The sequence below is a fragment of the Paraburkholderia ribeironis genome, assembly GCF_900019265.1.
Classification (GTDB): domain Bacteria; phylum Pseudomonadota; class Gammaproteobacteria; order Burkholderiales; family Burkholderiaceae; genus Paraburkholderia; species Paraburkholderia ribeironis.
On the sequence record NZ_CYGX02000017.1, the window covers coordinates 63,994 to 89,270 of the forward strand.

A 25,277-nucleotide genomic window follows, 5' to 3' on the forward strand; every position below is an offset into this window, starting at 1 on the left:
GTATGTTACGAATGGTTAATAATTATCCGGCTTTCAAAACTTGTATGCAGCGCGCGATCTGGCTGCCGTCAAGCTGCGGACAGGGATCCATGCTGTTGCCCAGCAGCTTCAGGGCATTGGTGCAGTCGGCCCAGGCACAGCGGGCAGCGACCATATCATCGGGCGCCGTGGTTGCCAGCAGCGGTTCCAGACGGACCGCTACCGCATTGTTCAGCGTGTTCGGATGCGAACGCGCCTGAGTGACAACACGCTCCCGCCACTCGGAATAGGGCAGGAGATCTAGCTGATATCCAGCATCGGCGAGCCATCCGGCCATCATGCGAAAGCGGGGCGGGTGCGGGTTGTTGAGATGGAGGGCACGTCCGGAGCCTTTTTCGCTAATCGCGATGGCGATGCACGCCCGCGCCACATAGTCGACCGGCACTACGTCAAGCGGCAGGTCCAAGTCCGGTAGTGCGCCAACGGCTAGCGCAGCCCTGACCACCAGCCACAACAGGTCGTCGCTGCGGCAATCCCCGGTTCGGCTGTGACCACCGATTCGGCTCGGACGCAGGACGGTGGTCGGCAATCCGCGCTCGCCGGCTGTCCGCACCATTTCTTCGGCGACCCATTTGCTTTTGCTATAAGCGTCATCGAGTGTATGCGGGCAACCTGGCCTGCGTTCTTCAAATATACCGTAGCGCGCGTCCATATCGCCATCGTCGAACACGCCGAGACTGGAGACGTAATGGAATGGCTTGGCCGGCCCAGTGCAGGCAAGGCGCAGTAAAGCTTCGGTTCCAGCCACATTGGCACCGCGCAACTGATCGTAAGGCTCGAGAAAATTGACCCGGCAGCCATTGTGCAGAATGAGTCCGATGTGATCGGCCAGTGCTGTGAAGTTTGCTTCCGACAGGCCGAGGAGGGGTTGTTCGAGATCGCCCGGTACGACGATCAGGCGACTGGCAAAGCGATCACGCCACAGGCCGCGCACTTGCAGGCGCGCGGAAAGACGCATGCTTCCTTCAACTGCATCGGCAGCTCGCACGAGGCAATACACGGCCTCGAATCGATCGTCGGCTAGCGCTTCGCCCAACAGATATGTACCGAGAAACCCTGTGGCGCCGGTCAACAACAAGGCGCGGCGATCGGAACATTGGGTCGACGGTGCGATATCGGAAGCGAGGCGCGCCTCATGACGCCAGAAATCGACCGAATCACGATCACCTGGAACTGAATCCGCAGCCTGGGAAATGAGGCTCGCCATGCCGCCGAGGCTTGAGTCGGAAAACAGTGTCATCAACGGCAGCCTTACTCCGAATTCGGTTTCGATCTGGAACATGAGCCGGGCTGCGAGCAGAGAGTGGCCGCCCAGTTCCCAGAAGTCGTCAGTCGCCGCGATAGTGTTTGTCCCGAGTAAGGCCCGCCAGAGTACAGCCAGGCGGCGTTCGTCGTCACCCTGCGGCGGCCGGCCGACAGTCGCAGTCGCGCGAGAGAAATCCGGGGGGGGCAGCGCCCGCAGGTCGAGCTTGCCGTTCGTCGTGAGAGGTAGGGCCGGCACCGGCATCAGAATGTCGGGAACCATATACGTGGGCAGACGAGCGACGAGATGGGCGCGCAATGCTGCAATCAGCTCCCGCCGCCGACCAGTCTGAAAGGGATCGTTAACGAGGATCGCGTCTTGCCGGGCGATTGGTCGCCGCCACGGCCGGCGAGGATCAAGGGGGGCGCGCGAAAACAGGAGGTCCATCGCGGCTGGACCGCCGTTCGCGGAGGGGGCGATGCGAGCCGCGTAACCGGAGCGCTCAGCGAGATCACGCACGGCGTCGGGATCGACCGCGCCTGCGGCTTCTGCCAGCGTTGCGGCATGCTCAACCAGTGAGTCGAGATGGCCTTCCAGTCCCTTCCCGAGCCATTCGGCGAGGAGATTTTCAGCCCACACACGTTGATTGGGCACGGCCAGAATCTCGATTAGAGCCTCGCCTGGATGCTTAAATATCCGCGTCAGTGTTTCCAGCGGATTGTCGAGTTCGCTCCAGAGCAGCGACCGCTCCGGTTCCAGTGCGGGACCTGCGATCGGATAGAGGACGACGTCATAACGGAAGCGCGTCATTTCATTCTGGTGCCGGCCTTGCTTGATACGAATGTCGGCATAACCGTGGGGCACCATGCTTTCGAAGAGAAGAGGAGCGGCCCGCAACTCGCGCTCGTCGGCAAGGGCCTGGCGCACCGCCTTTGCTACTGCCCCCGTTTGGGCGCCGGCACCCGCCCGGTGACGTGCCACGGCCGTATGGAAGGCACGAATAAGCGGGAGGCTGGGCACGTCGCCGACGAACACCGTGCCGGTGGCGCCGACGAGATTGAGGGCGCTATCGAGCACACGTTGCAGATACGTCTGATCGGGGAAATACTGAATCACTGAGTTCAAGACGACGACATCGACGGAGCCACTGGCGAGGCCAGAAAAGTCGTCAGCGGCTCGCAATTCGAATGCTGCCCGATCCAGTCTGCGCTCTGCCGCGAGGCTACGTACATGGTTCAGCGCGCACCAGGAGATGTCGGTGCCAAGATAAGACACGCCGGCTTCGGTCAGCGGTAGTGCGAGCAGACCCAGTCCGCAACCAATCTCCAGTATGCTGCGCGGCGATAGCGCCAAGATGCGCGCTACGGTCTGATCGACCCATTCGTGCATTTCCGCCGCATCTATAGCCTTGCCGCTATCGCTGTGGATCCAGCCCGCCGTGTTGAAAGGGACGCGTTCGCGATCGTCGGTGCCCATTCTATAGGCGTTGTCGAAAACCTCGCGGTAGTGCGAGATCGTAGCGGTGCGCTCCCCTTCGTTCCCGGCAAGCATTCGCGGTACAACATATCCGACAAGTTTGCGAGCGCGATCCGCGCCGGGCTTATCGCAGACGACGCAGTCGGCGACACCTTCATGCTCGCGCAATGCAGCCTCGATTTCACCGGGCTCGACGCGAAATCCGCGGTTCTTCAACTGATGATCAATGCGGCCCAGAAATTCAAGTTCTCCGTTCGGCAGTCGGCGTGCGAGGTCCCCGGTGCGGTAGAGCCGCTCGCCGACTGCGGAAAGCGATGAGGCGATGAAGCGCTCTGCAGTCAGACCGGGCTGGTCGAGATAACCGCGGGCCAATCCGGCGCCGCCGACGATGATCTCTCCCGACATGCCCGGCGGCACGGGTTGACCTTGGTCATCGACTATGAACAGGTCGAGATCGTTGAGCGGTCGACCAATGATGCTGGTCGCGCTATTGACGATATCCCGTTCCGTCAATTGCCAGTGAGTGACATGCACGGTGGTTTCGGTGATGCCGTACATGTTGATCAACTTCGGCCGATCGGCGCCAAATTTTGCCACCCACGGTCGCAGCAGCGCCGGGGAGAGCGCTTCGCCGCCGAAGATCACGAGGCGCAGCCGGTTGAGTCCGGCGTGGTCATCGAGTATAGAGCGCATCAGACCGCGAAACGCCGAAGGCGTTTGGTTGAGTACGCTGATACCGGCAGTTAAGATCAGGTCGCGAAACGCTAACGGATCGCGTGCGATCGGCGCCGGCACCACAACTAGCCGGCCTCCATGAAGCAGGGCGCCCCACAGTTCCCATACCGAAAAATCGAAGGAAATGGAGTGAAACAGGCTCCAGCTATCGTCGGGACCGGCATCGATCAGCGGCCCGGCTGCATCGAACAGCCGCAAGACTCCGCCATGGGTCACGACGACACCTTTAGGCGTTCCAGTGGAGCCTGAGGTGAACATCACATAGGCCGCATTTTCCACACGGCAGACCGGCAGGGGAGTATCCGGCACAGCGCATTCCATCTCGTCGATGTAAATCAGCTCGGGGCCGTCAGCCAGCAAGCCCCGCTGCGTCACAATCTTCGTCGGAGTTGACAATTCGATCAGTAATGCTAACCGGTCCGGCGGGTAGGCCGGATCCATCGGAACATAGGCGGCACCAGCTTTAAGAATCCCGATCAATGCCACAATCAACTCGACGGAGCGCTCGAGACACAGGCCTACACGCTCCTCAGGCTTTACGCCGCGAGCCATGAGCAGCCGGGCCAAACGGTCTGAGCGCCGGTCAAGTTCCTCGTAGCTCAGCGTTTTGTCACCGCAGGTAACGGCAGGCGCCAGCCCAGCGCGCGCCGCTACCGCCGAGAATGCTGATTGCAAGGTGCGATCTGGCCGATGAACTGTCTGTCGCCGGCCTCGCGCTGCTTCTCGTATAACGCTATCGCGATCATGCAACGCCAGCGCGTAAATCGGCACGTCAGGCCTCGCCAGCGCATCGGCGAGGAGGGTGCGGAAAGCCGTCAGCAGGTGGCCGGCGGTTTCAAGTTCCATGACGCCGATCGCGTATTCCAGCGTCACGCGATCACCGGTCGGGTCCGCCTGCACTGATAACATCAGGTCAAAAAGGGCAGTGCCGTTGTACACGTCACGGGGCGCGAACCGCAAGCCTTGGGCCAATAACCGCTGGTCCGCGGCCGGACTGGCTTGATGATAGGCAAACACCACCTGGACCAGCCGCCTCCAGCCGCTCTGCCATTCTGGCTGAAGATTGCGTACAAGCACCTCGAACGGCAGATCCTGGTGGCTGAAGCCGGCCATGGCCGTGGCGCGCACACGTGCCAGCACGGTACGAAAGGAAGGGTTGCCCCCGAGATCGGTGCGCAGCGGCAGCAAGTTGACGAAGAAGCCAATATGATTTTCGATATCGCTGCGGTCACGGTTGGCCACGGGCGTCCCGACGCAAAGATCGGTTTCGCGACCCCAGCGGTGCAACAGGACCTTGAAGACCGCCAACAGAATCATGAACGGAGTGCTGCCCTGGTCGCGGCAGAAAACCGCCATCTGCTCGGTCAGTGCACTCGATAATTGAATGGTCTGGCGCGCGCCCGCTTGACCGGATAGCGTGTCCGGCCGGGGGAAGGCGGGTGGCGGCAGGGTTAAAAACTGCTGTTGCCAATAGTGCAACTTTCGCGCAATTCCTTTCGTATCGAACTGGTGCCGCTGCCACGCCGCATAGTCGTAATAGGAAATGCCAAGCGGCGGCGGCGGCGCGGCTCCTGCGATTTCGACTGCATAGAACGCAGCGAGCTCGCGCATCATGATCTGCAAAGACCAGCCGTCGCAGGCGATGTGATGGATGACCAGTCCAAATAGGTGCCGGTCCTGAGCGAGCTGGTAAAGGTGGGCGCGAACCAGTGGCCCATTGGTCAGATTGAAAGGCACACGGGCCCAGCTTTCGATGTCATGGATCGCGAGCTGCTCCGATTTTATGGCGGGCAGTTCGGCGAAATCATGAGTCGCCCATAGAAAATCGGTGGCTTCGCCCAGCTTCACCTGTGGCTTGCCGTCGATAGCGACGAATCGCGACCGCAACGGGGCATGCCGGGCAATAACCGCAGTCAAAGCCTTGCGGAGCGCTATCGCGTCCAACGCCCCGTCCAGCAGGGCCGCTCCGGCCAGATTGTTGATGGAGGTGTTCGGTGCCAGCTGATCGACAAACCACAAACGTTCCTGCGCCAGGGCCAGTGGCGGTGGCGTGTCCGGGGGCAGGGGCGCTATGAGCTCGGCGGCACTGCCTCTTCTTGTCAGCAAGCGGGCTGCAAGAGCCTGTTTGACATCTGACATGCCCGCTGCAGAAGAGCGCCGGGCGGTAAGGACGTCTGCGGAGTGGCTATATGGACGGGTCACGGCCTGTCATGCTCCTCATTCGACGTTGTCTCAAGCGTGGCGTAGAGTGCAGCGGCTTGCGCATCGGTCATTGTGTAGATGCTGTCTGTCAGCAGTGCCATTACGCGTTCGGCCAGGATCGCAACCGTCCGCGCTTCGAAAAACATCTCAAGCGGTAGTTCGATTGGCAAGCGGTCTCGAAGCCGGGAGACCACCTGTACTGCAAGCAGCGAATGCCCCCCGAGGTCCAGAAAGTCGTCACTGATGCCGATCGGGGCGATTCCCAGCACTGATTCCCACACCTCGGCGACCAGCCGTTCGGCGTCATTTCGTGGGGCGACCGATGGTGGCAGCGTGCCTGGACGCTGCCCAAGCGCGCCCTTCGGAACCGCTGGCGATGCCGGATCACTGAGATCATCTGCGGCAATAGCAGGCTCGGCAGGCTGGGGCATGAAACCGGTGACGGGGGCAGTAGACGCGTCGATCCAGCAGCGCTCACCCTGAAATGGGTAGGTAGCAAGTTCAAGGCGGCGGCGGCCCGTCGCGGACATTCCCCACTCAATTGAATGACCCGCTAGCCAAAGCTGTGCTAAAGCCGTGTTGAAGCCTACGCTGTCCTCCTGGCCGCGAGGCAGGCATGAAATTGTCGGGCGAGCGTCGAAGGCCCGGTGGCGGCTAACCAGCGTGCCCAGACTATACCCGGGCCCTATCTCCAATGTGGTGGTTCCCGTTCTCGCCAGTGTTTCCACCGCTAGGTCGAAGCGAACCGTGTCGCGGGTCAGCCGAACCCAGTACTCCGGTGTCTGCGCCTCCTCGCCCAGCCAGGTTCCAGTCAAGCTGGAAATCACGGGTAAGTTCGGTCGCTTCAAGGGGATCCCGGCGACGAGGGTGCCAAAGTTCTCCAGGATCGGGTCGATCATCGACGAGTGGAATGCATGGGACGTCTTCAGGCGATAGCAGGCCAGATCGGCGTTGGCGGTCGCGAATGCCTCGATCGCCGACGGCGTCCCGGACAGGACGCAGAGGTCCGGGCCGTTCACAGCAGCGACATCTAACGCGGTGCGCGCGGTCAGCGCGGCCAGCGAGAGGGGCACTGCAAGCATGTCTCCGGCTGGCAGTGCCGCCATCATGCGGCCACGCAAGGTGACGAGTCTGACGGCGTCTGGCAGTGTCATGACCTCGGCCAGACAGGCGGCGGCAAACTCTCCCAGGCTATGTCCGAGCAGTGCGGCTGGCGGTCCTGTGCGCTCGATAATCAGGCGCCCCAGCGCATATTCCACCGCGAACAGCAACGGCTGCGTAAGGCGCGTGCTGTCCAATCGCTCGCCGCCATCGTGGGTCAGCAGGGCCTGGCGGGGATCTTCGCCGAGATGCGGTGTTATCAGCTCGGCCACGGTGTCGAAGATCCGGCGGAATGCGGGCTCGTCACGATAAAGTCCCATCGCCATGCCCGGAAATTGGGCGCCTTGACCGGGGAACAGCAGGGCAATGCCCGCCGGGGAGGCCGCGCGTACCGGTCCGGCATGGCCGCCCCGTAGCGCGGCTAGCGCCTCGTCCCGGTCGCGTACGACAGCCGCGCTCCGCCATTGCAACTGCCGCCGACCGGTATTGAGAGTGAAGGCGATATCGGCGATATCGGCCTCGTCATGGCGCAGGAGATCTGCCTCCAGATTGGCAGTGACTGCATCCAGTGCGGCGGGCGTCGCCGCCGACCACGCGAGCACCTTGACCGATTGGGCGCCCGCTCGTGGGCCTCGTGGTGGTGGCGCTTCCAGTACGACATGGGCATTGGTGCCGCCAATGCCGAATGAGCTGACGCACGCATGGCAGATACCTTGACCCGCAGCGTACCAAGGGCTGGTATTGACCATAAATGGCGCACCATGTGCCGGGGCCAACAGATTTTGTAGCGTGGGATTCGGCTGTGTGTACCAGGGATGTGGCGGCACAGTGCCTGTGCGTACCACCATTGCTGCCTTGATCAGCCCGGTCACACCGGCGGCTGCGTCGAGATGGCCGAGATTGGCCTTGATCGCCCCGAGCAGGCAGGGGGCGGGCCGGGGCCGCCCTTGGCGAAAGACCTCGGCCAGCGCCTGCACTTCGATTGGATCGCCGATGAGCGTGCCGGTACCATGCGCCTCGACGTAATCGATGTCAGCGGGTTCTATCCCGGCGACAGCAATCGCTTCCGTGATCACCCGCTTCTGGCCAGAAATACCGGGAGCGGTCATGCCGGCCTTCGCTCTTCCCTCATTGGACACGGCCGATCCGACGACCACCGCCATGATGTTGTCACCGTCAGCCTGGGCTTCGGCCAGTCTGCGCAGCACGACGAGGCCGGCACCGTTACCGAATACCGTGCCCGACGCACCGGCATCGAAGGGGCGACAGCTGCCGTCCACCGAAAGGATCGAGCCGGCGCGATGCAGATAACCTGCGTGCTGGGGCACGCGTAGCGTGATGCCCCCGGCGAGCGCCATGTCGCACTCGCCTGCAAGGAGGGCCTGACAGGCCAGATGGACTGCCACCAGGGAAGTCGAACAAGCGGTCTGCACGCCTACGCATGGGCCGCGCAAATCGAAATGATAGGCCGCACGGGTGGTCAGATAGTCCTTGTCATTGGCTAGCGCCACCTCGAAGACGCCGATTTCCTCGAGCCAGCGTCGATGCGGCAAGAGATTGGCGAGCAGATAAGAGCTGAGGCTACACCCGGCATAGAGGCCGATCAGGCCAGGGAACCGGGCAGGGTCGTGGCCGGCAGCGTCCAATGCCTGCCCCACGCAGTGCAGGAATATTCGTTGCTGCGGATCCATGAGCGCGGCCTCACGCGCCGATACACCGAAGTAGCCGGCATCGAAGAGGTCGATCCCGTCGACAGTGGCCGCGACCCGGACATAATCTGGACGTTGGTACAGGTCGGCAGCGATGCCGGCCGCGCTGAGTTCAGCGTCGCTCAGCGCGTCGATCGCGACCCGGCCAGTCAGCAGGTTGCTCCACAGTTCGACCACGCTTGCGGCCCCAGGGAAGCGCCCAGCGGCGCCGATGATTGCGATGCCATCAGAACCGGGATTCATCCTTCTCCCCTCGCGGTTATTCGCGCCGCCCGGCGCAGATCGGCCGGCCGACGCCGTGCGGCATATCCAGACTCAGCGGTGTCCGCGACCGGCACGGAAACGGCGTGTCCGTGCCGGTCCAGATGATCGGCCAGACCGCGAATCGTTGGAAAGCGGAATAGATCGACGATATCGATGTTGAGCGCCAGACGCCGGCATAACAGATCGTGAACCCGTACCATCAGCAACGAATGGCCGCCTAGGTCGAATACGTTGGTGTCCGGATCGAGCATTGCCCTGTCCACCCCAAGAACTTCCGCCCACAGTGACGCCACTTCCTGTTCCGTCGCCGTGGCCGCAGCGCCCGCTGGACGAACCAGCGGCAGCGTAGCCTGCGGTGGCGGCAGGTGCTGTCGATTCACCTTGCCGTTGCCGAGGCGCGGAAGCGCATCCAACCGCACGACGCTAGCCGGCAATAGTTCGGGTGGCAGGCGTTCTGCCAGGGCATTACGCAAATCGGCAAGATTCAGACTGGAATTGCCGGTGACATAGGCAGCGAGCCCGAAGCCACCCGGTACATCGGCGCGGGCGAAGACCACGGCGTCGACAATACCGGGACATTGACGCAGTGCCTCTTCCAGCCGGCCCGGCTCAACCCGTATGCCCCGGATCTTGATCTGGTGATCGAGCCTGCCGGCCAGCTCCAGCGCGCCGTCGCTGCGCCAGCGGCCGAGGTCGCCTGTGCGGAAAATGCGTTGACCGGGCGCGCCGCCCGGGTACGGCAAGAACCGTTCCGCAGTCTGGGCAGGCTGCCGCAGATAGCCGCGCGCGAGATTGGCGCCGGCGACGTGGACTTCGCCCCAGGCACCGAGCGGTGTTGGCTGGCCGTCACGATTCAATAGTACGATCCCGGTGCCGGCAATCGGCATGCCGCTCGGGACGGCAGGCGCCATATCGTCGGTCGCTGCCACTACGCGGCAGGTGACATCGGCCGCAATTTCAGCGGACCCGTACAGGTTCAGTAGTACGACATGCGGCAGCAGGTGGCGCATACGATGGGCCAGCGGACGCGGCAATGGTTCGCCGCTGGTGATGCAAAGACGCAGTGAAGGTAAGGACAAGCCGGTTCGCTCAAGCGTGTCGAGCAACGCATCGAGCAATGACGGCACCAGGGTCAACCGGCTCACACACGAGGCCCGGCAGAGCGCCAGGAAACGCGCGGGGTCGCGGGCGATGCCCGGCGGCGGAATGACCACTGGCACACCGGCTAGCAGAGGCCCGAAGAGGTCCCAGACCGAATCGACGAAGCTGGGTGATACATGATGGAACGCCACCTCGCCGGACACGAAGGGATAATTGCGCCACATCCAGGCAAAGCGGTTGGCGATCCCCTCATAGGTGCCCATCACGGCCTTGGGGCGGCCGGTGGAGCCGGAGGTGAACAGATGATAGGCCACTGCGGCGCCGGGCAGTCGCGTGCCTCGCCAGATCGGAGAGTCCTCAAGCGATGGCCAGTCGCCAGCCGTACCGTCGATCACCGGCCAGTGTTCGCAGTTCGTGGCGCTGCCGCTATCGGTTATTACCGCGACCGGATCCGTTGTTTCGAGCAAACCGTGAAGCCATACAGCGGGATAGTCGGGGTCGAGGGGTACATAAGCGCCGCCAGCCGCCATCACAGCCACTTGTGCTGCCACGCGGTGGGCGGATCGCTGCATCAACACGGCCACTGGCTGTTCCGGCCTGATTCCGTCAAGCCGGCTGGTCAGTGCCGATACCCGCCCTGCAAGCCCGGCATAGGAAATCGTGCTCTCTTCGGTGATGAGCGCCGGTGCGTCCGGCTGACGGGCGACGAGATCGAGAAGGCGCCCGGCAATAGTGAAAGGCTCCGCCGGTGGTTCTGCCGTGTGGTTGGCCGGGGTCGATGTCAGCGGCAACGCGTTAACCGGCCGCAGAGGATCCTTGACGAGTTGCGCGAAGAGCCTGCCGACATGGTCGTGCAGCCGGGAAATAGTCCCGGCCTCGAACCGATCCGCGGCATATTCCCAGGTAAGCACCCATTCCTCGGGTCTCGGGTCGACATACAGCGTCAGGTCGTTAGCGACCCGGGCCGGCGCTACCGGCACAGGTATGGCGACAAGATTTTCCGCCAGCTCAGTCGGTGGGGCCACAGTTTGATTCTGAAAGACCAATGTGAGACTGTTCAGGGGCGGTGTAGCTGGTGACCGGTCAAGCCGCAACGCCTGAACCAGTTGCTGGAAGGGCAGGTCGCGATGGTCGAAGGCGTCGAGACTGGCCTCGCGAACTTGCGCTAGCAGATCGCTAAAGCCTGGATTGCCCGAGAGGTCAGTCTTGATGATCACAGTATCAAGCAGCAGCCCCAAGGTGTTGCGGCTATCGGGCTGGCCACGCTGGGCGACCGGCGTGCCGGTCAGAATCTGCTCCTGGTCGGTCAACCGGGCCATGACGCTCGCCAGGACCGCTAGTACGGCCATGAACGAGGTAGCGCGCTGCTGTCGCGCCAGCGCTTGCAGCCCGGTCACCAGAGCCGCGGGGATTGCACCAGTAAAGCGGGCCCCTCTACGGTCGGGGCTGGCGGACACGTCGAAATCGGGAGACAGGGCCGTCCCACGAGGATTTTCGCCCAGATAATTGCGCCACCAGGCGGTCAGGTCGCGCAGACGGTCGCTGGTCAGATGTTGGACTTCGCGTTGCACAAGGTCGGAATAGGCCAACGGCGAATCAGGCAGTGGTGAGGCCATGCCATGCCGAAAGGCGCCGTAGAGCGCGGCCAGTTCACGCCAGAACAACGCGAGCGACCAGCCGTCGGCAACGATATGATGCGCGACTAGGCAAAGCGCGGCTTTCTCATGTCCCAGTTCGAACAACGAGAGGCGTACCGGCAATCCCGTCGCGAGATCGAACGGTCGCTCGATCTCATCAATCAGATCCTGGTCGAGCGTGTTGGCGTCGCTTGCCCGGGGATGCAGCGCCGAAACCGGAAGCGGGAGGATGTGCTGGACCGGCTTTCCATTCACGACCGGAAAGCAGGTCCGCCACGCCGCATGACGTCGCAGGATTTCGACTAACGCCCGGTCGAGCGCGTCCACGTCCAGCGGGCCATGCAAAAGCACGGCGGCTGGAATGTGCCAGGCGGAGCTGCCCGAGGCCAGTCGATCGAGAAACCACAGGCGCTGTTGCGCAAATGAGAGTGGCCCTGGTCCGGTCATTGTGCGATTCCTGCAGAAGGCGTTGGGTCGGCCTGTGCCTCGCGGATCAACCGGGCCAGCCTGTCGATGGTCGTGGCTTCGAACACGGCTCGCAGCGGAAGCTCCAAAGGCCAGTGCGCGCGAATGGCGTCGAGGATATCGAGCGCCATCAGCGAATGGCCGCCGAGGTCGAAGAAATCATCGTGCGTACCGATCGTGGGCACACCGAGCGCCTGGCACCAGATCGCCGTCAGCTTCGCCACCACCGGATCGTCGTCTGCTGGCGTGGGAACGGTCAATGCTGGGGCAGGGCAAGGCGCGGCGGCCGCCTCATCGCTGCCGATCCAGTAATGGCCGCCGGCGAGCGGATACAGCGGCAAGGGAATGCGGCGTGCTGTTCGCGCGGCGTATAGGGCTTGCCAATCGATTTTGCCTCCGGCTCGCCAGTGGGCTGCGAGCGCCTGGAGCGCGCGCCTGCGTGCTTGCGCATCTTCCCCGATCTGGAGTGACCCGGCGGGCTCGGCCGGCGGCGGCGGGGACGTGGCCACGGCGCTCTCGAACCGGCCCTGCCTCATAGCCGCCGCCGCGCTTGTGGCATCGCGAGCGATGAGTGTGCAGCGATGGGCGAAAGCACGGCGGCCCGTCTGCAGGCTGTAGGCGAAATCGGCGAGCCGGGGGCCTGTATCCAGCGCATCGGCCAAGCGACAGGTGAGAATGTCGAGTGCGCTCGCGTCATGTGCCGACCATACCAGCAGTTCGTCCTGTATCGGGCTTGGGGGAGTATCCGTTGTCTCAGCCTGCTCAAGAAGGACGTGAGCATTTGTGCCGCCGATGCCGAATGAGCTGACACCGGCACGGCGTGGCTTTCCTGCTGGTGTAGTCCAGGGACGCGTATCTGTCACGACCCGGAATGGAGTCTTCGCGAAATCGATCGCAGGACTCGGGGTAGCGAAATTGGCGCTGGGCACCAGAAGGCCGTGCTGCACCATGAGTGCAGCTTTGACCAGTCCGGCAACGCCGGCCGCAACGTCGAGATGTCCGATGGTGGCTTTGATCGAGCCAATGGAGCAACCGGCAGCACTGCCGTCGCCGGGCCGGAGACTGAAGGCGCGGGCCAGCGCTGCGATCTCGATCGGGTCACCCAGAGCAGTGCCGGTGCCATGAGCCTCGACATAGCTGATGCTGTCGGCATCAACGCCAGCGGCAGCCATCGCCATGCCGATGACCTCGCTCTGACCTTCTACGCTGGGGGCGGTGTAGCCAATTTTGCTATCTCCATCATTGTTGATGGCGCTGCCGCTGATCACGGCAATGATCCTGTCGCCCGCGGCTTGCGCGTCGGCCAGCCGCTTTAGAACGACGGCGGCGACACCGTTGCCCCCGACGGTGCCGCTGGCCGAGGCGTCGAACGGAGCGCAGCGGCCGTCGCGAGAGCCAATGCCGCCTTCTTGGAAGCGATAGCCAGCCCGCTGCGGCACCCGGATGGACGCTCCGCCCGCCACAGCGGCATCACATTCGCCGGCAAGAAGGCTCCGGCAAGCCAGATGCACGGCAACCAGAGAGGACGAACAGGCTGTCTGGACAGCGACGCTGGGCCCACTAAAGCCAAGCCGATATGAGGTCTGGGTGACGAAGTGGTCCTTGTCGTTCGCGACGAGCAGCCGGTGCGCACCGAATTGCTCGAGCAGTGCCGGATCGCGCCAGATATTGTTCAACAGGTAGGTGCTCACACTCGTCCCGGCAAACAGGCCTATCCGACGCAGAGCCGCACAACCGGCATCCTCCAGTGCCTGCCAGACCGTGGTCATGAACAGTCGCTGCTGAGGATCGAGGATGGCCGCGTCGCTGGGTGCTATGCCGAAGAAACCGGTATCGAATTGCCCAATATCCGTGAGCACTCCGCCAGTTGGCACGTACTCCGAATCGGCTAACGACGATTCGGGTACGCCGGCAGCGTACAACTCGGCGGAGGAAAATCGGCTGATCGCGGTGTTGCCCTGACACAGGTTCTGCCACAAGGCGGTAACGCTGTCGGCGCCGGGAAAGCGCCCGGCCATGCCGACGATGGCAATGGCGCCCAGCGCGCGCGGGCAACTCGCTTGATCGGGTGTGGTTGACTGGACAGTGGGACCGGCTATGCGCATCGCGTCACCCAGCCGACCGGCCAGGGCCGATGGCGTACCGAATTCGAACATTTCGGTCAGGGTCACGTCGTGTGCAACTATCTCGTGCAGACGGCTATGCACGTGGGCCAGCAGCAAGGAGTTGCCTCCCAGATCGAAGAAGCTGTCGAACCGTCCGACCTTGGGCCGGCCTGGAAGGACCTGTTGCCATAGCTGGGCAATGCGGCTCTCCAGCCCGTCGGCGCATGGAACAAACGGGCGCTGTGCGCTGTCGTCCCATGGCGCTTCGGGAACACTCGCGGCGCGATCGAGCTTACCGTTTGCCGTGATCGGCAGATGATCGACCAGCATGATGCGGTTGGGAACGAAGGCCGCGGGCAACGTGGCTGCGGCATGCTCCAGGACCTCGCGCGCTGTTAGCACGCGCCTGGTATGCATTTCGCGGGGGGGCATTGGACTGGCGCTGGCCGCCGGTGCAACATCAGGTCGCCGGGCATAGAGATAGTGGATGCCCTCGCGCCCTGCAACCGACCAATCCGCTTCGGCCGAGACCTGGAAGCCATTTGCCTGCAGCAAGGACAGAATGCGTTCCAGCCGCCCCTCCTCGTCGTGCACCTCCATTACCACCTGACGAATCCGCTGCCAGTGTTCAGCGATGATGCCGGCCAGGACGTTTTCCTCGCTTTTCTCTACATTGATCTTCAGCAGATCGATGCGATCGAGACCGGCCTCAGCAAATATCTGGGACAGGGTTTGCACCGGCACCGAAAACTGGTGTGCCGCCAACTCATGGTCGAGCAGGCTATCGAGCGCAGTGGCGCCGCCGGCGAGCATCGCCTGAAGATCGTCTGCCTGGTGGTGCTCGAGATAGGAACGAACCAGTGCCTTTTCCCGCTCCGGCTCGCCGTGCAAGCCCGACAGGAAGGAGAGATGGGGATAGAAGGTGAAGGGCTGCGTGCCCTCCCGCTCGCCGGCGGCGACCGGCCATATACGCGCGTTGGGCGCGTAGAGCGCAATGTTGGTCTTCAGTAGGGGGAGGACGAAAGGATTCGGCTCGACGCAATGGACTCTCACACCGGTCGCCATGGCGCAGGACGCCAGACCGAACAAACCAATATTGGCGCCGACATCGAGCACCTGGGCGCCGTCGGCAATGTGAATGCCGTGGCGGAAGTAGGCGTTGGTGACGAAGATCTCTTCGTAGAGAAACTCCGTCTCGTTGCGGTTGAGCCCAGCCACTGCCAACCCGTTGGGCAAGGCCTGGCGCCGCACCCCGTCGACGACTGCAGCGTGCTCGCGAGTCGGTACCACCGCGGCAACCAGTTGGCGAACTCCGCCCTGTTCCTGTGGCTCCCAGACGAGCGCCGCTGCTACACCGTCGAGACGGCACAGCATCTGTTCGATTTCGGCCGGCTCAATACGCACGCCTTGCCGCTTGAACTGCATGTCGCGCCGGCCGAGATACTCTATGGTGCCGTCAGGCCGCCACCGTCCGAGGTCGCCTGTGCGATAGAGGCGTGCCCCAGGCGCACCGCTCCAGAGATCGGGGATAAAGCGCTCGGCCGTCAGCCGCGGTGCGCCCAGATATCCTTGTGCCACGCCACGCCCGGAAATTCCGATCTCCCCGACCATACCGTCCGCGACCGGTTGCAGATGATCATCCAGCAGCACGATCGTCACTCCCGGCAGGGGGGTGCCGATATGGGGCTCCTCACCCGTCACGGCGGCAGCGGTCGCGTCCACCGTGCACTCAGTCGGTCCATAGAGGTTGACCGCACTAAGCGTCGGGCAATCCGCCAGTGCGCGCCACAGTGCGATCGGTACTGCCTCGCCGCCCAGCAGCACGCGCCGTGGCCAGCCTGTAGCGCTTCGGCCGACTCCCGCGGCTAGCAGCGCGGCCATTTGCGAGGGCGTGCTGTCGAACACGTCGACCCGCTCGACCTCCAGCGCGTTGCGCAGCGCTGCGGGATCAAATCCTTGCTGCGACTCGGGGAGAAGGACGAGGCAATGCCCGAACGCGAGCTGCACTAGTTGTTTCACAGAGGTATCGAAGCTGAGCGGGCCGTTGAGGCCGACCCGCAGCGGACCGGATCCCAGCCCGCCGTAGACTCGTTCCTTGAGGGCCCATGCGAGGTTGACCACGCTCGCGTGACTGACCATGACGCCGTTGGGTTCGCCGGTAGAACCCGATGTATAGATTACGTAAGCCAGCCCGCCAGCATCGTCCGGGCTCCCGCATAAATCCGGAGACATTAGTGTGCCGGTTGGTGTAACGGCTGCCGCTGAGGTCAATACCGGATGCTGGTCCGTCAACACCATGCGCGCGCCGGCTGCCTCTGCCAGCTGGCGCTGCCGCTCTTTCGGGGCACGCCAGTCGAGCGGTACGTATGCCGCTCCGGTGAGCATTATCGCCAGCAGGGCCGCAACCATCGAGGGTGAGCGTCGCAGGACGAGCGCGACCCGGTCGCCGGGGCCGATGCCGCATTTCTCCAGCCCTGCTGCCATGCCGCGAACGCGGGCAGCGAGCTGGCGATAGCTGCAACTGCCGCCCTCCCACGCCAGGGCCGGCGCGTCGGGTGTGCGTGCAGCCTGTGCGAGGACGAGGGCAGGCAGGCTACTGAGCGGCGCCTCCTGCTCGGCCGGTGTCGCGACGATGCGGGACAGTTCCCACGTCAAATGACGGAGAGGCACATCTGGTCTGGCGACGACGTCTTCGAGCGTGCGCTGAAAACGATCGATGAAACGGTCGATGGTCGCAGCGTCAAACAGGTCGCTCGAGTATTCGAGAATGCCCTTCAACCCCTTCTCTGTCTCCACCATGTAAAGGCCGAGGTCGAATCTGGCAGTGTCACAAAACAGGTCGACCGTCGAGGCGGTCAGTCGCGGAAGGTCCCAGCGCTGAGGGCTTGCCGGCTCGAAGAGGAACATCGCCTGCACGAAGGGTACCGAAGTCTGGTCGTGGTGCAGTTTCAATGCACGTAAAACATGTTCGAACGGCAGATCCTGATGATCGAGTGCCGTCGTAACCGTATGCTGGACGGCCGCCATCAGGTCGACGAAAGCAGCGGTGGCGTCGATGCGCGTGCGCAGTGCCAGGGTGTTTGCGAAGCAGCCGATCACCGCCTCGAAATCCGGCCGGTTCCGGTTGGAAGCGGCCGTGGCCACGACGAGTTCGCTTTGCCCCGAAAGGCGTGCCAGCAATAGCTTGAAGGCAGCCAGCAAAGTGACGAATAGCGTGACGCCCGCGCCTTGGGCAAGGTGCGTCACACGTTGCGACAAAGTTTCGGGTAACAGGAAGGTCAAGGTGCGGCCTGCAAAGCGCGGCACTCGCGGCCGGGCGCGATCCAAAGGCAGACGCAGGACGCTGGGAGCGCCGTTCAAGGTCTGACGCCAGTAGTCGATCTGGCTGTCGACAGTCTTGTTATCAGCCAGCCATTGCTGCTGCGCACGGGCGAAGGACGAATACGGGGCCGCCACCGGCAGGGCCGCCCCTGGGCGGTTGGAACTGTGATGCCGGTAAGCCGCGAAGAGCTGGCGTATCAGGATACCGACAGACCAGCCGTCGACCACGAGGTGATGCGTTGTCAATTGCAGGACGTGGTTACGGGCGCCTAGCCTCAACAATTGGGCCCGTAGCAACGGAGCTTGGGACATGTCGAATATACGATGGGCCTCGGCGTGAAGGCGCTGGGATAGTTGCGCTTCCCGGTCGGCTACTGGCTGTCCGGTCAAATCAATTACCGGCAGTTCGACGTTCAGATGACGTTCGACCTTGGGCACTGGACGTCCGTCGATGGCAGCAAACGAAGTGCGCAGTGCCTCCTGGGTTGCGATTACTTCGTTTAATGCACGACCGAGTGCGGCAAGATCGAGCACACCGACAAGGCGCAGAGCTGCCGGAATATTGTAGAACGGGCTATGCGGCGCCAGACATTGAAGGAACCACATGCGGCCCTGGGCCGGCGACAGCGTGGCTTGCGGTGTGTCGCGCAATTGGATCTGAGCGTTCATCGACGGACATCCTTCTCATCCGGCAGCGCGCCGCCCAAGAGGCTGTGGACGAGCATATCGCTGCTATCGAGATTGAGGGCCGTACGGACGGCCGCGGTGTCGAGATGGCCAATCGGGCATAGGCCAATGCCGCAGGCCGGTGCTTGCGTCATCAGCAACTGGCCGATATAACCGGCCTCCACTAGGCATAGCGACAATGCCTCGCCGCCGTAAAGCGGTTCGATGGCCGCCAGATGAGCGACGAGGTAGAACGAGAACGCTGACGCGTTGAAAATCGGGCGGTTGACGAACGGATCGTGAATCGTGGCAGGCAACTCGACCTGCTGCGGCAGCAGCACCAGTTCGTGTTCCCACGGATCGAGATAGTAAAGGCCCGCCTTCAGTCCAGCGACACGCCTGGCGCGTATTTGCAGGTAGCCGCGCAATGGATAGAGGCCGCCCGCGGAGGGATGGTAGTAGCGCTCGGTTTCTGGCGACCGCGTGAGGCAGGCAAGCAGACGCACCAGCGCTGCTGCTTGCAGCGGCTCGGTGTTGAAGCGGCGGATACTCCGGCGCCGGGCGAGAGCATGCGCGACTTCGCTGGGCAGACGCGCGAGAGCCGTGCGCGGGCAAGCATCAGCGAGCCTTAGACGGCCATGACCGGCGGCCTTGAATGTTTCGCGAGCAGCAGGATCCGGAACCATGCCGATCGCCGACGCGGGGGCTGGATCGTGGTGGGCAAGCGCCTTACCGCACGCCTCTGCTAGCGCTGCGACGGTCGGATCGCGGTAAAAGGTTTCGAAGGTCAGCCGGACGGAAAACTCCCGCTCCAAAGCATTGGCAAGCCGGACAATATCGACCGACGATGCTCCCAGTTCGAGCAGGTTGGAATCGGGTGCGATGGCCGGCAGGCTCAGAATCTCAGCGGCGCGCGCCGCAATGCGGGCCACCGGATGGTTGGCGCCCGGAGTCGGCGCAGGCCCGGCAAGGATTGCCGGCGACGGCGCTAGCCGTTCGGCCAAGGTCTTCCGGTCGACTTTGCCGTTGGCAGTGAGCGGCAGCGATTCGAGGACATGCACCGTGCTGGGCACCATGTAGTCAGGCAGCCTTTGGCGCAGAAAACCTCGCAGTTCGTCCGGACCGGAGGTGCTTCCACCGGTCAGGACGACAGCAGCCACAAGCTCACGGCGACCGGCCGCCCTGGTCGCAACCACAATCGCGTCACACAGACCTGGATACTGCCGGAGCACTGCCTCGATCTCGCCCAGTTCGACGCGAAATCCGTGGATCTTGATCTGATCGTCAGTGCGCCCCAGGAACTCGATGTTGCCGTCGGGCAACCATCGCCCGATATCGCCAGTCGCGTAAAGTCGCTCACCCGTCTCGGGATGGCGGATGAACTGTTTCGCTGTTTCGATTTCGTTGCGCCAGTAGCCGCTTGCCAACCCTTTACCCGCGATATATAGGGCGCCGACTGCCCAGACCGGCCGCGGCCGAAGGCGTTCATCAAGCACCAGCAGGCGCTGGTTGGCCAGCGCCTTGCCATAGGGAATGCTGGGCCAGGCCGGGTTCACCGTCGAAATCGGGTAGGCGATCGACCAGATCGATGCCTCCGTGGCGCCACCCAGACTGTCGATGCGCAGGCCAGGCGTGGTGCAGCGCGCGCGTACGCGATCAGGGAGACCGACAGGGATCCAGTCCCCGCTCAACATCGCCAGTCGCAGCGATGGCGGCAGTCCCTGCTGCGTGCTCTCCAGATAGTCGACTAGGAGATCCAGCATGGCTGGCGCCGAATTCCACATGCTGACCTCGGTGGCCTGCATGCGGGCCAGCCAGTGGCTGGGATCTCTTCCGCCACAGGCCTCAGGCAGGACCAGGGTCGCACCTGCGGCGAAGGCCCCAAACATATCGTACACAGAGAGGTCGAAGCTGAGCGACGACAGACCGAATATGCGGTCGCCCGCCCACACACCATTACGCGTGTTGAGGTCAAGCAGGGTGTTGACTACCGCACGATGCGTCACGGCCACGCCTTTCGGGATACCGGTCGATCCTGAAGTGAATATGACGTAGGCAAGACTGTCGGGGTCTGGCCGGGTCGACAGTGGCGGCAAGTCTTCCTGCCCGGCCAGCTCGTCATCGACGCGCAGGCGTTTTATCTCGCCTGGCCAGTCGATGCGCGCGTCGATCCACGACTGCGTCAGCACGAGCGTGGCCTCGCCGCAGGCAAGCAGTTCTTTCACGCGGTGAGGGGGCGAGTCGGCATCGACAGGCAGATATGCCGCACCCGCCTTGAGAATACCCAGGGCAGCCACCACCTGCTCCCAGCCTTTTTGCATAACGATGGCCACCAGCATGCCGGGCGCCGCGCCCGCCTTCAGAAGCCACCTGGCGACGTCGTCCGCTGCGTTGTTGAGCTCGCCGTAAGTGAGGCATTGTTCGGGTGCCAGCACGGCGTAAGCGTTGGCGCGCATCTGTGTTTGACGCGCTACCAGATCGACGAGCGAGCACCCGGCATCGGAAAAATGGCGAGTGGTGGCATCAGCCTCGTCCTGAAGGCGGCGCTGCCACTGCGGCAGATCGACGGGCGCCTCGGCAGTCCATGCTGCCGGATCCTCTGCGAGACGCTCGAGCAGCGTACAATAGGCGGAGAACATGTCGTCCCACAGGCCCTGCGGAAACAGCTGCTCGACGATATCCCAATTGAAGCACAACGCACCATCTTCCTCGTAGACCTGATGGTCGCAATAAATCTGCGGTGTCTGGGTAATACCGTAGGCTAGGGCCCCAAGTTCGCGCAGGATCGAGGTGTCCTGTCCACGTCCAGATTGCGGCAGGATGCTGCTGAAGACCACGGGCATGATGGCGCGGGCCGCGCCGCCGTGCCGGCGTGCCAGGTCGCGCAGTACCGCTACGCCGCCGTACTGACGATGGTCTAGGTCGTCGAGCAGGCGATTCTGGACGGCAAGCGCCCGATCCACGAAGCGAGTCCCGGAACGTAAATCGATTTCCAGCAGTGTGAGCGACGTAAAGTCGCCAATGATGGCGTTGACCTCGGGATGAAGGGGTTGCCGGTTGAACAGAGTGACATTCAGGGTGAAATGCGGCTTCCCCGTCCAGCAGCCAAGCACCTCGGAAAATGCCGCCATCAGCAGTACCGAGGGTGTAAGTCCAGTTGCGGTTGCCTGTCGTTTGAGCGTCTCCCATCGAGCCTGCCCCAGACGGCCGCTGCGACGAACAAAGGCATGGGGATGACCGGCACGCTCCATCTCGCGGCGTTGCGGCAAGTCAGGCGCCGGCGGTAGCGTGTCGATGCGTTGGGCCCAGTATTGCTGGGCCACGATGTAATTCGCACTCTGATGCAATTTTTCTTCGGCCAGCAGGTAGTCGCGAAACGACAGGGTCAGTGGCGGCAATACGGTCTCAGGACGACGTGCAAGGCGTCCCAACTCGCTGCAGAAGCTGATCCAGCTCAGCGCATCGCCTACCAGCAGGTCGAAGCTGACATGCAGACGGATCGTGTTAGCGGGCAGCAGGACTGCCCGCAAATCGAATAGCGGCCAACGGTCTGCCGGCAGAATCTGGTGTGACAGCAGATTGCGCCATGCCGTGCGCGCCGCGTCGATTGTCTCGGCCGGGGCCTGCCGCAGATCGATGCAGGGGATCGTGTAGGCCGGAACCTCGGCCAGTATGCTTTGCTCCCCATCGGCCGACACGATACAGCGCAGCATGTCATGGCGTTCGACCAGCTGGTTGAACGCCTGTTGAATGGCGGCGTGGCTCAGGTCCGTGCAATCGATTTCCGCATAGAGATGCGCTGCGACGCTGCCTAGTTCGAAATCGCTGCGTCTGCCAACCCAATAGGCCTGCTGCACCGAGTTGAGCGGGAAAGGGCGATCACGCTTGGCCAGATCAGGCACGATCACCGCCGGGGCGCCTACTTCGGCCCGCGACGCATTTTCCTGCCGCTCGACCGAACTGGCTGCACTGGACGTTTCGGCACGGACAAGCTTATCGACGAGTGCTGCCTGCATCGCAATAGTGCGCGCCTGAAACAGGTCGCGCAGCGCGACGGCGATGCCGAATGCCTCGCGAATTCGGCTAGCCAGCCTGATCAACAGTAGCGAGTGCCCCCCGAGGTCGAAGAAGTCATCTTCGGCACCGAGTCCGGTTTTCTCCAGTAACTCCTGCCACAGCCTCAGCAGTCGCGCTTCAGTGACCGACCACACCGGCACGTGCTGTCCCGCTGCCGGCGCGGTACCGCGAAGCAGCGCGCTTGAGCGGTCGAGCTTGCCGCTGGCCGAGCGCGGAAGCGCGTCCAGCACCCGGATCGTGGCTGGAATCATTGTCTGGGGCAGAAAGCGCGCGAGGAAGGCGAGGAGGGCAGCCTTATCGAGCGACGCGCCGTCTTTCATGGAAATCGTCGCGGCCATGTGGCCATCGCACACTCCCACTACCGCTTCAAGCACGCCCGGAAAATTGCAGAGCTGAGCCTCGATCTCCGCCGGCTCGATACGTACGCCGCGCAGTTTCACCTGATCGTCGCAGCGGCCCAGAAACTGGAGTTCGCCGTCGTCGGTGAAGCGGGCAAGGTCACCGGTGCCATAGAGGCGCTCGCCTCCGCGCGAGAAGAACGGGTCGGGTACAAAACGCGCTGCCGTCAGTCCGGGACGACCGATATAGCCGCGCGCGAGGCTGATGCCCCCGATGAACAGCTCTCCGATTGCACCGACCGGGACCGGACGCAGATGTGCGTCGAGGATAAACACACGGACGTTGGCGATCGGCCGTCCAATGGAAACTACGGGTTCATCGGCGTATCTGCACGCCTTTTGAGTCACATCGATGGCGGCCTCGGTTGGGCCGTAAAGATTTTCCAGCCGGGCGTGGGGAAAGCGTTTACAGCAGGCATCGCGCAGTTCGGCCGTCATCGGCTCACCGCTCGCCACGATCAGCCGCAAGCTCGGCAGCGCCAACCCTGTCGTTTCGCGCAGAAACAAACCGAGCAGCGAAGGAACGAAATGCACGACCGAAATCGAATGGTCGCGGATCGTCGCCGCGAGAAGAGCGCTATCGGTATGGGCATCGGGCCGCGCCAGGACGAGGCTGGCATTGGCAATTAGCGGCCAGATCAATTCCCACACCGAAACATCGAATGTGACCGGAGTCTTCTGCAGGACGCTATCGTCGGGCCCCAGACTGTAAGCCTGCTGCATCCAGAGAATGCGGTTCAGCAGAGCACCATGAGTATTGATCACGCCCTTCGGGTGCCCCGTCGAGCCGCTGGTAAAGAAAACGTAGGCGGCCATCCCGGATCGGATTGTCACGCCGGGATTTTCGGGGGCCTCAGCCGGAGCGTCAGCGTCGGCGGCGTCGACAAACAATGTATTTACCCCTTCCGGCACGACGCGAGCCCAGCGCTGCTGGGTTAGAACCAGTCGGGCGTTGCTCTGCCCGATCATGAAGGCGAGGCGATCGGGGGGCAGGTTAGGGTCGAGTGGCAGGAAGGCGCCCCCCGCTTTCATCGTCGCGATTAGGGCAACCACAAGATCCAGGTTCCGGGTGACGCATACGCCGACGATGCTTTCCGGTCCGATGCCTTCGGCGATCAGGCGATACGCCAGTGCATTGGCGCGGCGATTGAGGGCACCGCGGGTCAGACTGTCGGTTTCGTCGAACACTGCCACCGCGTCTGGTGCCTCCGCTGCACGCCGTTCGATCAGCGTAACGAGATTGCTATCCGATTCCGGCCAGACCACTTCAGTGCGGTTCCAGCGCTCCAGGTCGGCGCGTTCGACCTCGGTCAAGAGAGCGAGGCTGCAAAGCGGCGCTTCGGGCTGCTCTAGTCCGGCTTCGAGCAGACCCAAGACTTGAGCGGCAAAGCGCTCGATAGTCGAGGAGTCGAATAGATCGGTGGCATATTCAAAGGTGAGTATCAGCTCACCTCCGAGTTCCACGACCTCCAGCATCAGATCGAACTTGGCTGTGCCGGTGTCGACGAGTACCGGCGTCAGTTTCAGGCCGCCGAAGTCAAGTGCCGGCAGTGCCATATTTTGCATGACGAACGCGGCCTGAAACACTGGGTTGCGGTCCAGGCTGCGCTCAGGGTGAAGATGTTCGACCAGTTGTTCGAACGGAAGATCCTGGTGGTCAAAGGCGGCCAGAACTCGATCATACACATCGCGAAGGGTTTGGCGCAGACTTCGATCGGCATCGGCCTCGATCAGAATCGGCAGCGTGTTGACAAAGAAACCGATCAGCGATTCGACTTCACGTCGCTGCCGGTTGGCGACCGGGCAACCGATCACGATTCGACGCTGACCGCTATAACGGGCGAGCACTGTGTGATACACGGTCAGCAGCACCATGAACGGCGTCACCTGTTCGCCGGCTGCGCCTCTATGGCAGAAGCGGTGTAGCCGTTCAGCAAGCACGGGCGATACGATCTCGCGATGTTGGCGTCCACGGAAGCTCGGCACCAGCGGCCGCGGCCGGTCCGTCGGCAAAGCTAGTGCCTCCAGTTCGCCCGACAGCGCGTTGCGCCAGTGCCGCACGAGGCGGTGCAACGTCTCGTCGCGCAGCCATTGGCGTTGCCAGCGAGCGAAGTCGGCATAGTGCAAGTCCGGCTCCGAAAGCGCCCGTCCTTCGTACAGCGCGGCAAGGTCACGAACGAATATGCCGAGCGACCAGCCATCGGCGACGATATGGTGCATGGTTACTGCAAGCACATGACTGTCAACATCCAACCGCAACAGCTTCGCGCGAATCAACGGTCCTTCGATCAGATCGAACGGCAGCGCCGCCTGCTCGCGAAGCCAGTGATCGATCGCGTCGCTGCCCGAATCGGCCGGCAGTGTGCTGACGTCAAATGGCAGGCGTACCTCGTCATGGATCACTTGTACCGGCTGGCCGTCCAGTTCGGGAAAGGTGGTCCGGAGCGCGGAATGGCGTTGCACGATCGCGCGTAACTCCTGCTCGAGACGCCGGGTATCGAGCGGTCCTTCGATATGCAAGGCCAGCGGCACCGTATAGGCGCTTGCCTGCCCGTGCAGGCGTTCGAGAAACCATAGGCGTTGCTGAGCGAAAGATACCGCCTGTGACACGCCGATGGTGCTGGAGCTTTCCGGCGCCGGCCCGGCCGTCCGTGCGGCTGCAGCACGGCGCACCAATTGGGCGAGACGCTGGGGTGAGACAGGGACGGCTGGGAGAGGCGGCGGAGAGGACATACCGG

5 protein-coding genes are annotated in these 25,277 nt (G+C 63.1%); all 5 read right to left on the reverse strand.

Going from position 1 to position 25,277, the window contains the following annotated elements:
- Nucleotides 1–22 precede the first annotated feature (22 nt).
- The 5 genes from BN2475_RS09050 to BN2475_RS09070 are packed head-to-tail and all read right to left on the reverse strand — an operon-like array spanning nt 23 to nt 25,272.
- Nucleotides 23–5,632 carry a non-ribosomal peptide synthetase gene (locus BN2475_RS09050; protein WP_094779199.1) on the reverse strand — a complete coding sequence of 1,870 codons (5,610 nt, stop codon included), beginning with the start codon at nt 5,630–5,632 and terminating at the stop codon, nt 23–25.
- 59 nt (nt 5,633–5,691) lie between these two features.
- On the reverse strand, nt 5,692–8,748 hold the full coding sequence (locus BN2475_RS09055; RefSeq protein ID WP_094779200.1) for a type I polyketide synthase: 3,057 nt from the start codon (nt 8,746–8,748) through the stop codon (nt 5,692–5,694).
- Entirely contained in the window at nt 8,745–11,954 is a 3,210-nt protein-coding gene (locus tag BN2475_RS09060; RefSeq protein ID WP_094779201.1) for a non-ribosomal peptide synthetase, read from the reverse strand. Before BN2475_RS09060 ends, BN2475_RS09055 begins: the two co-directional genes overlap by 4 nt.
- Nucleotides 11,951–18,067 (reverse strand): non-ribosomal peptide synthetase, encoded by a 6,117-nt coding sequence (locus BN2475_RS09065; RefSeq protein ID WP_094779202.1) that lies wholly within the window; start codon nt 18,065–18,067, stop codon nt 11,951–11,953. The genes BN2475_RS09060 and BN2475_RS09065 overlap by 4 nt, the downstream gene beginning before the upstream one ends.
- The gene (locus tag BN2475_RS09070; protein WP_094779203.1) at nt 18,064–25,272 is read right to left on the reverse strand and encodes a non-ribosomal peptide synthetase; all 7,209 of its coding nucleotides are present in this window, start codon (nt 25,270–25,272) and stop codon (nt 18,064–18,066) included. Before BN2475_RS09070 ends, BN2475_RS09065 begins: the two co-directional genes overlap by 4 nt.
- Nucleotides 25,273–25,277 lie beyond the last annotated feature (5 nt).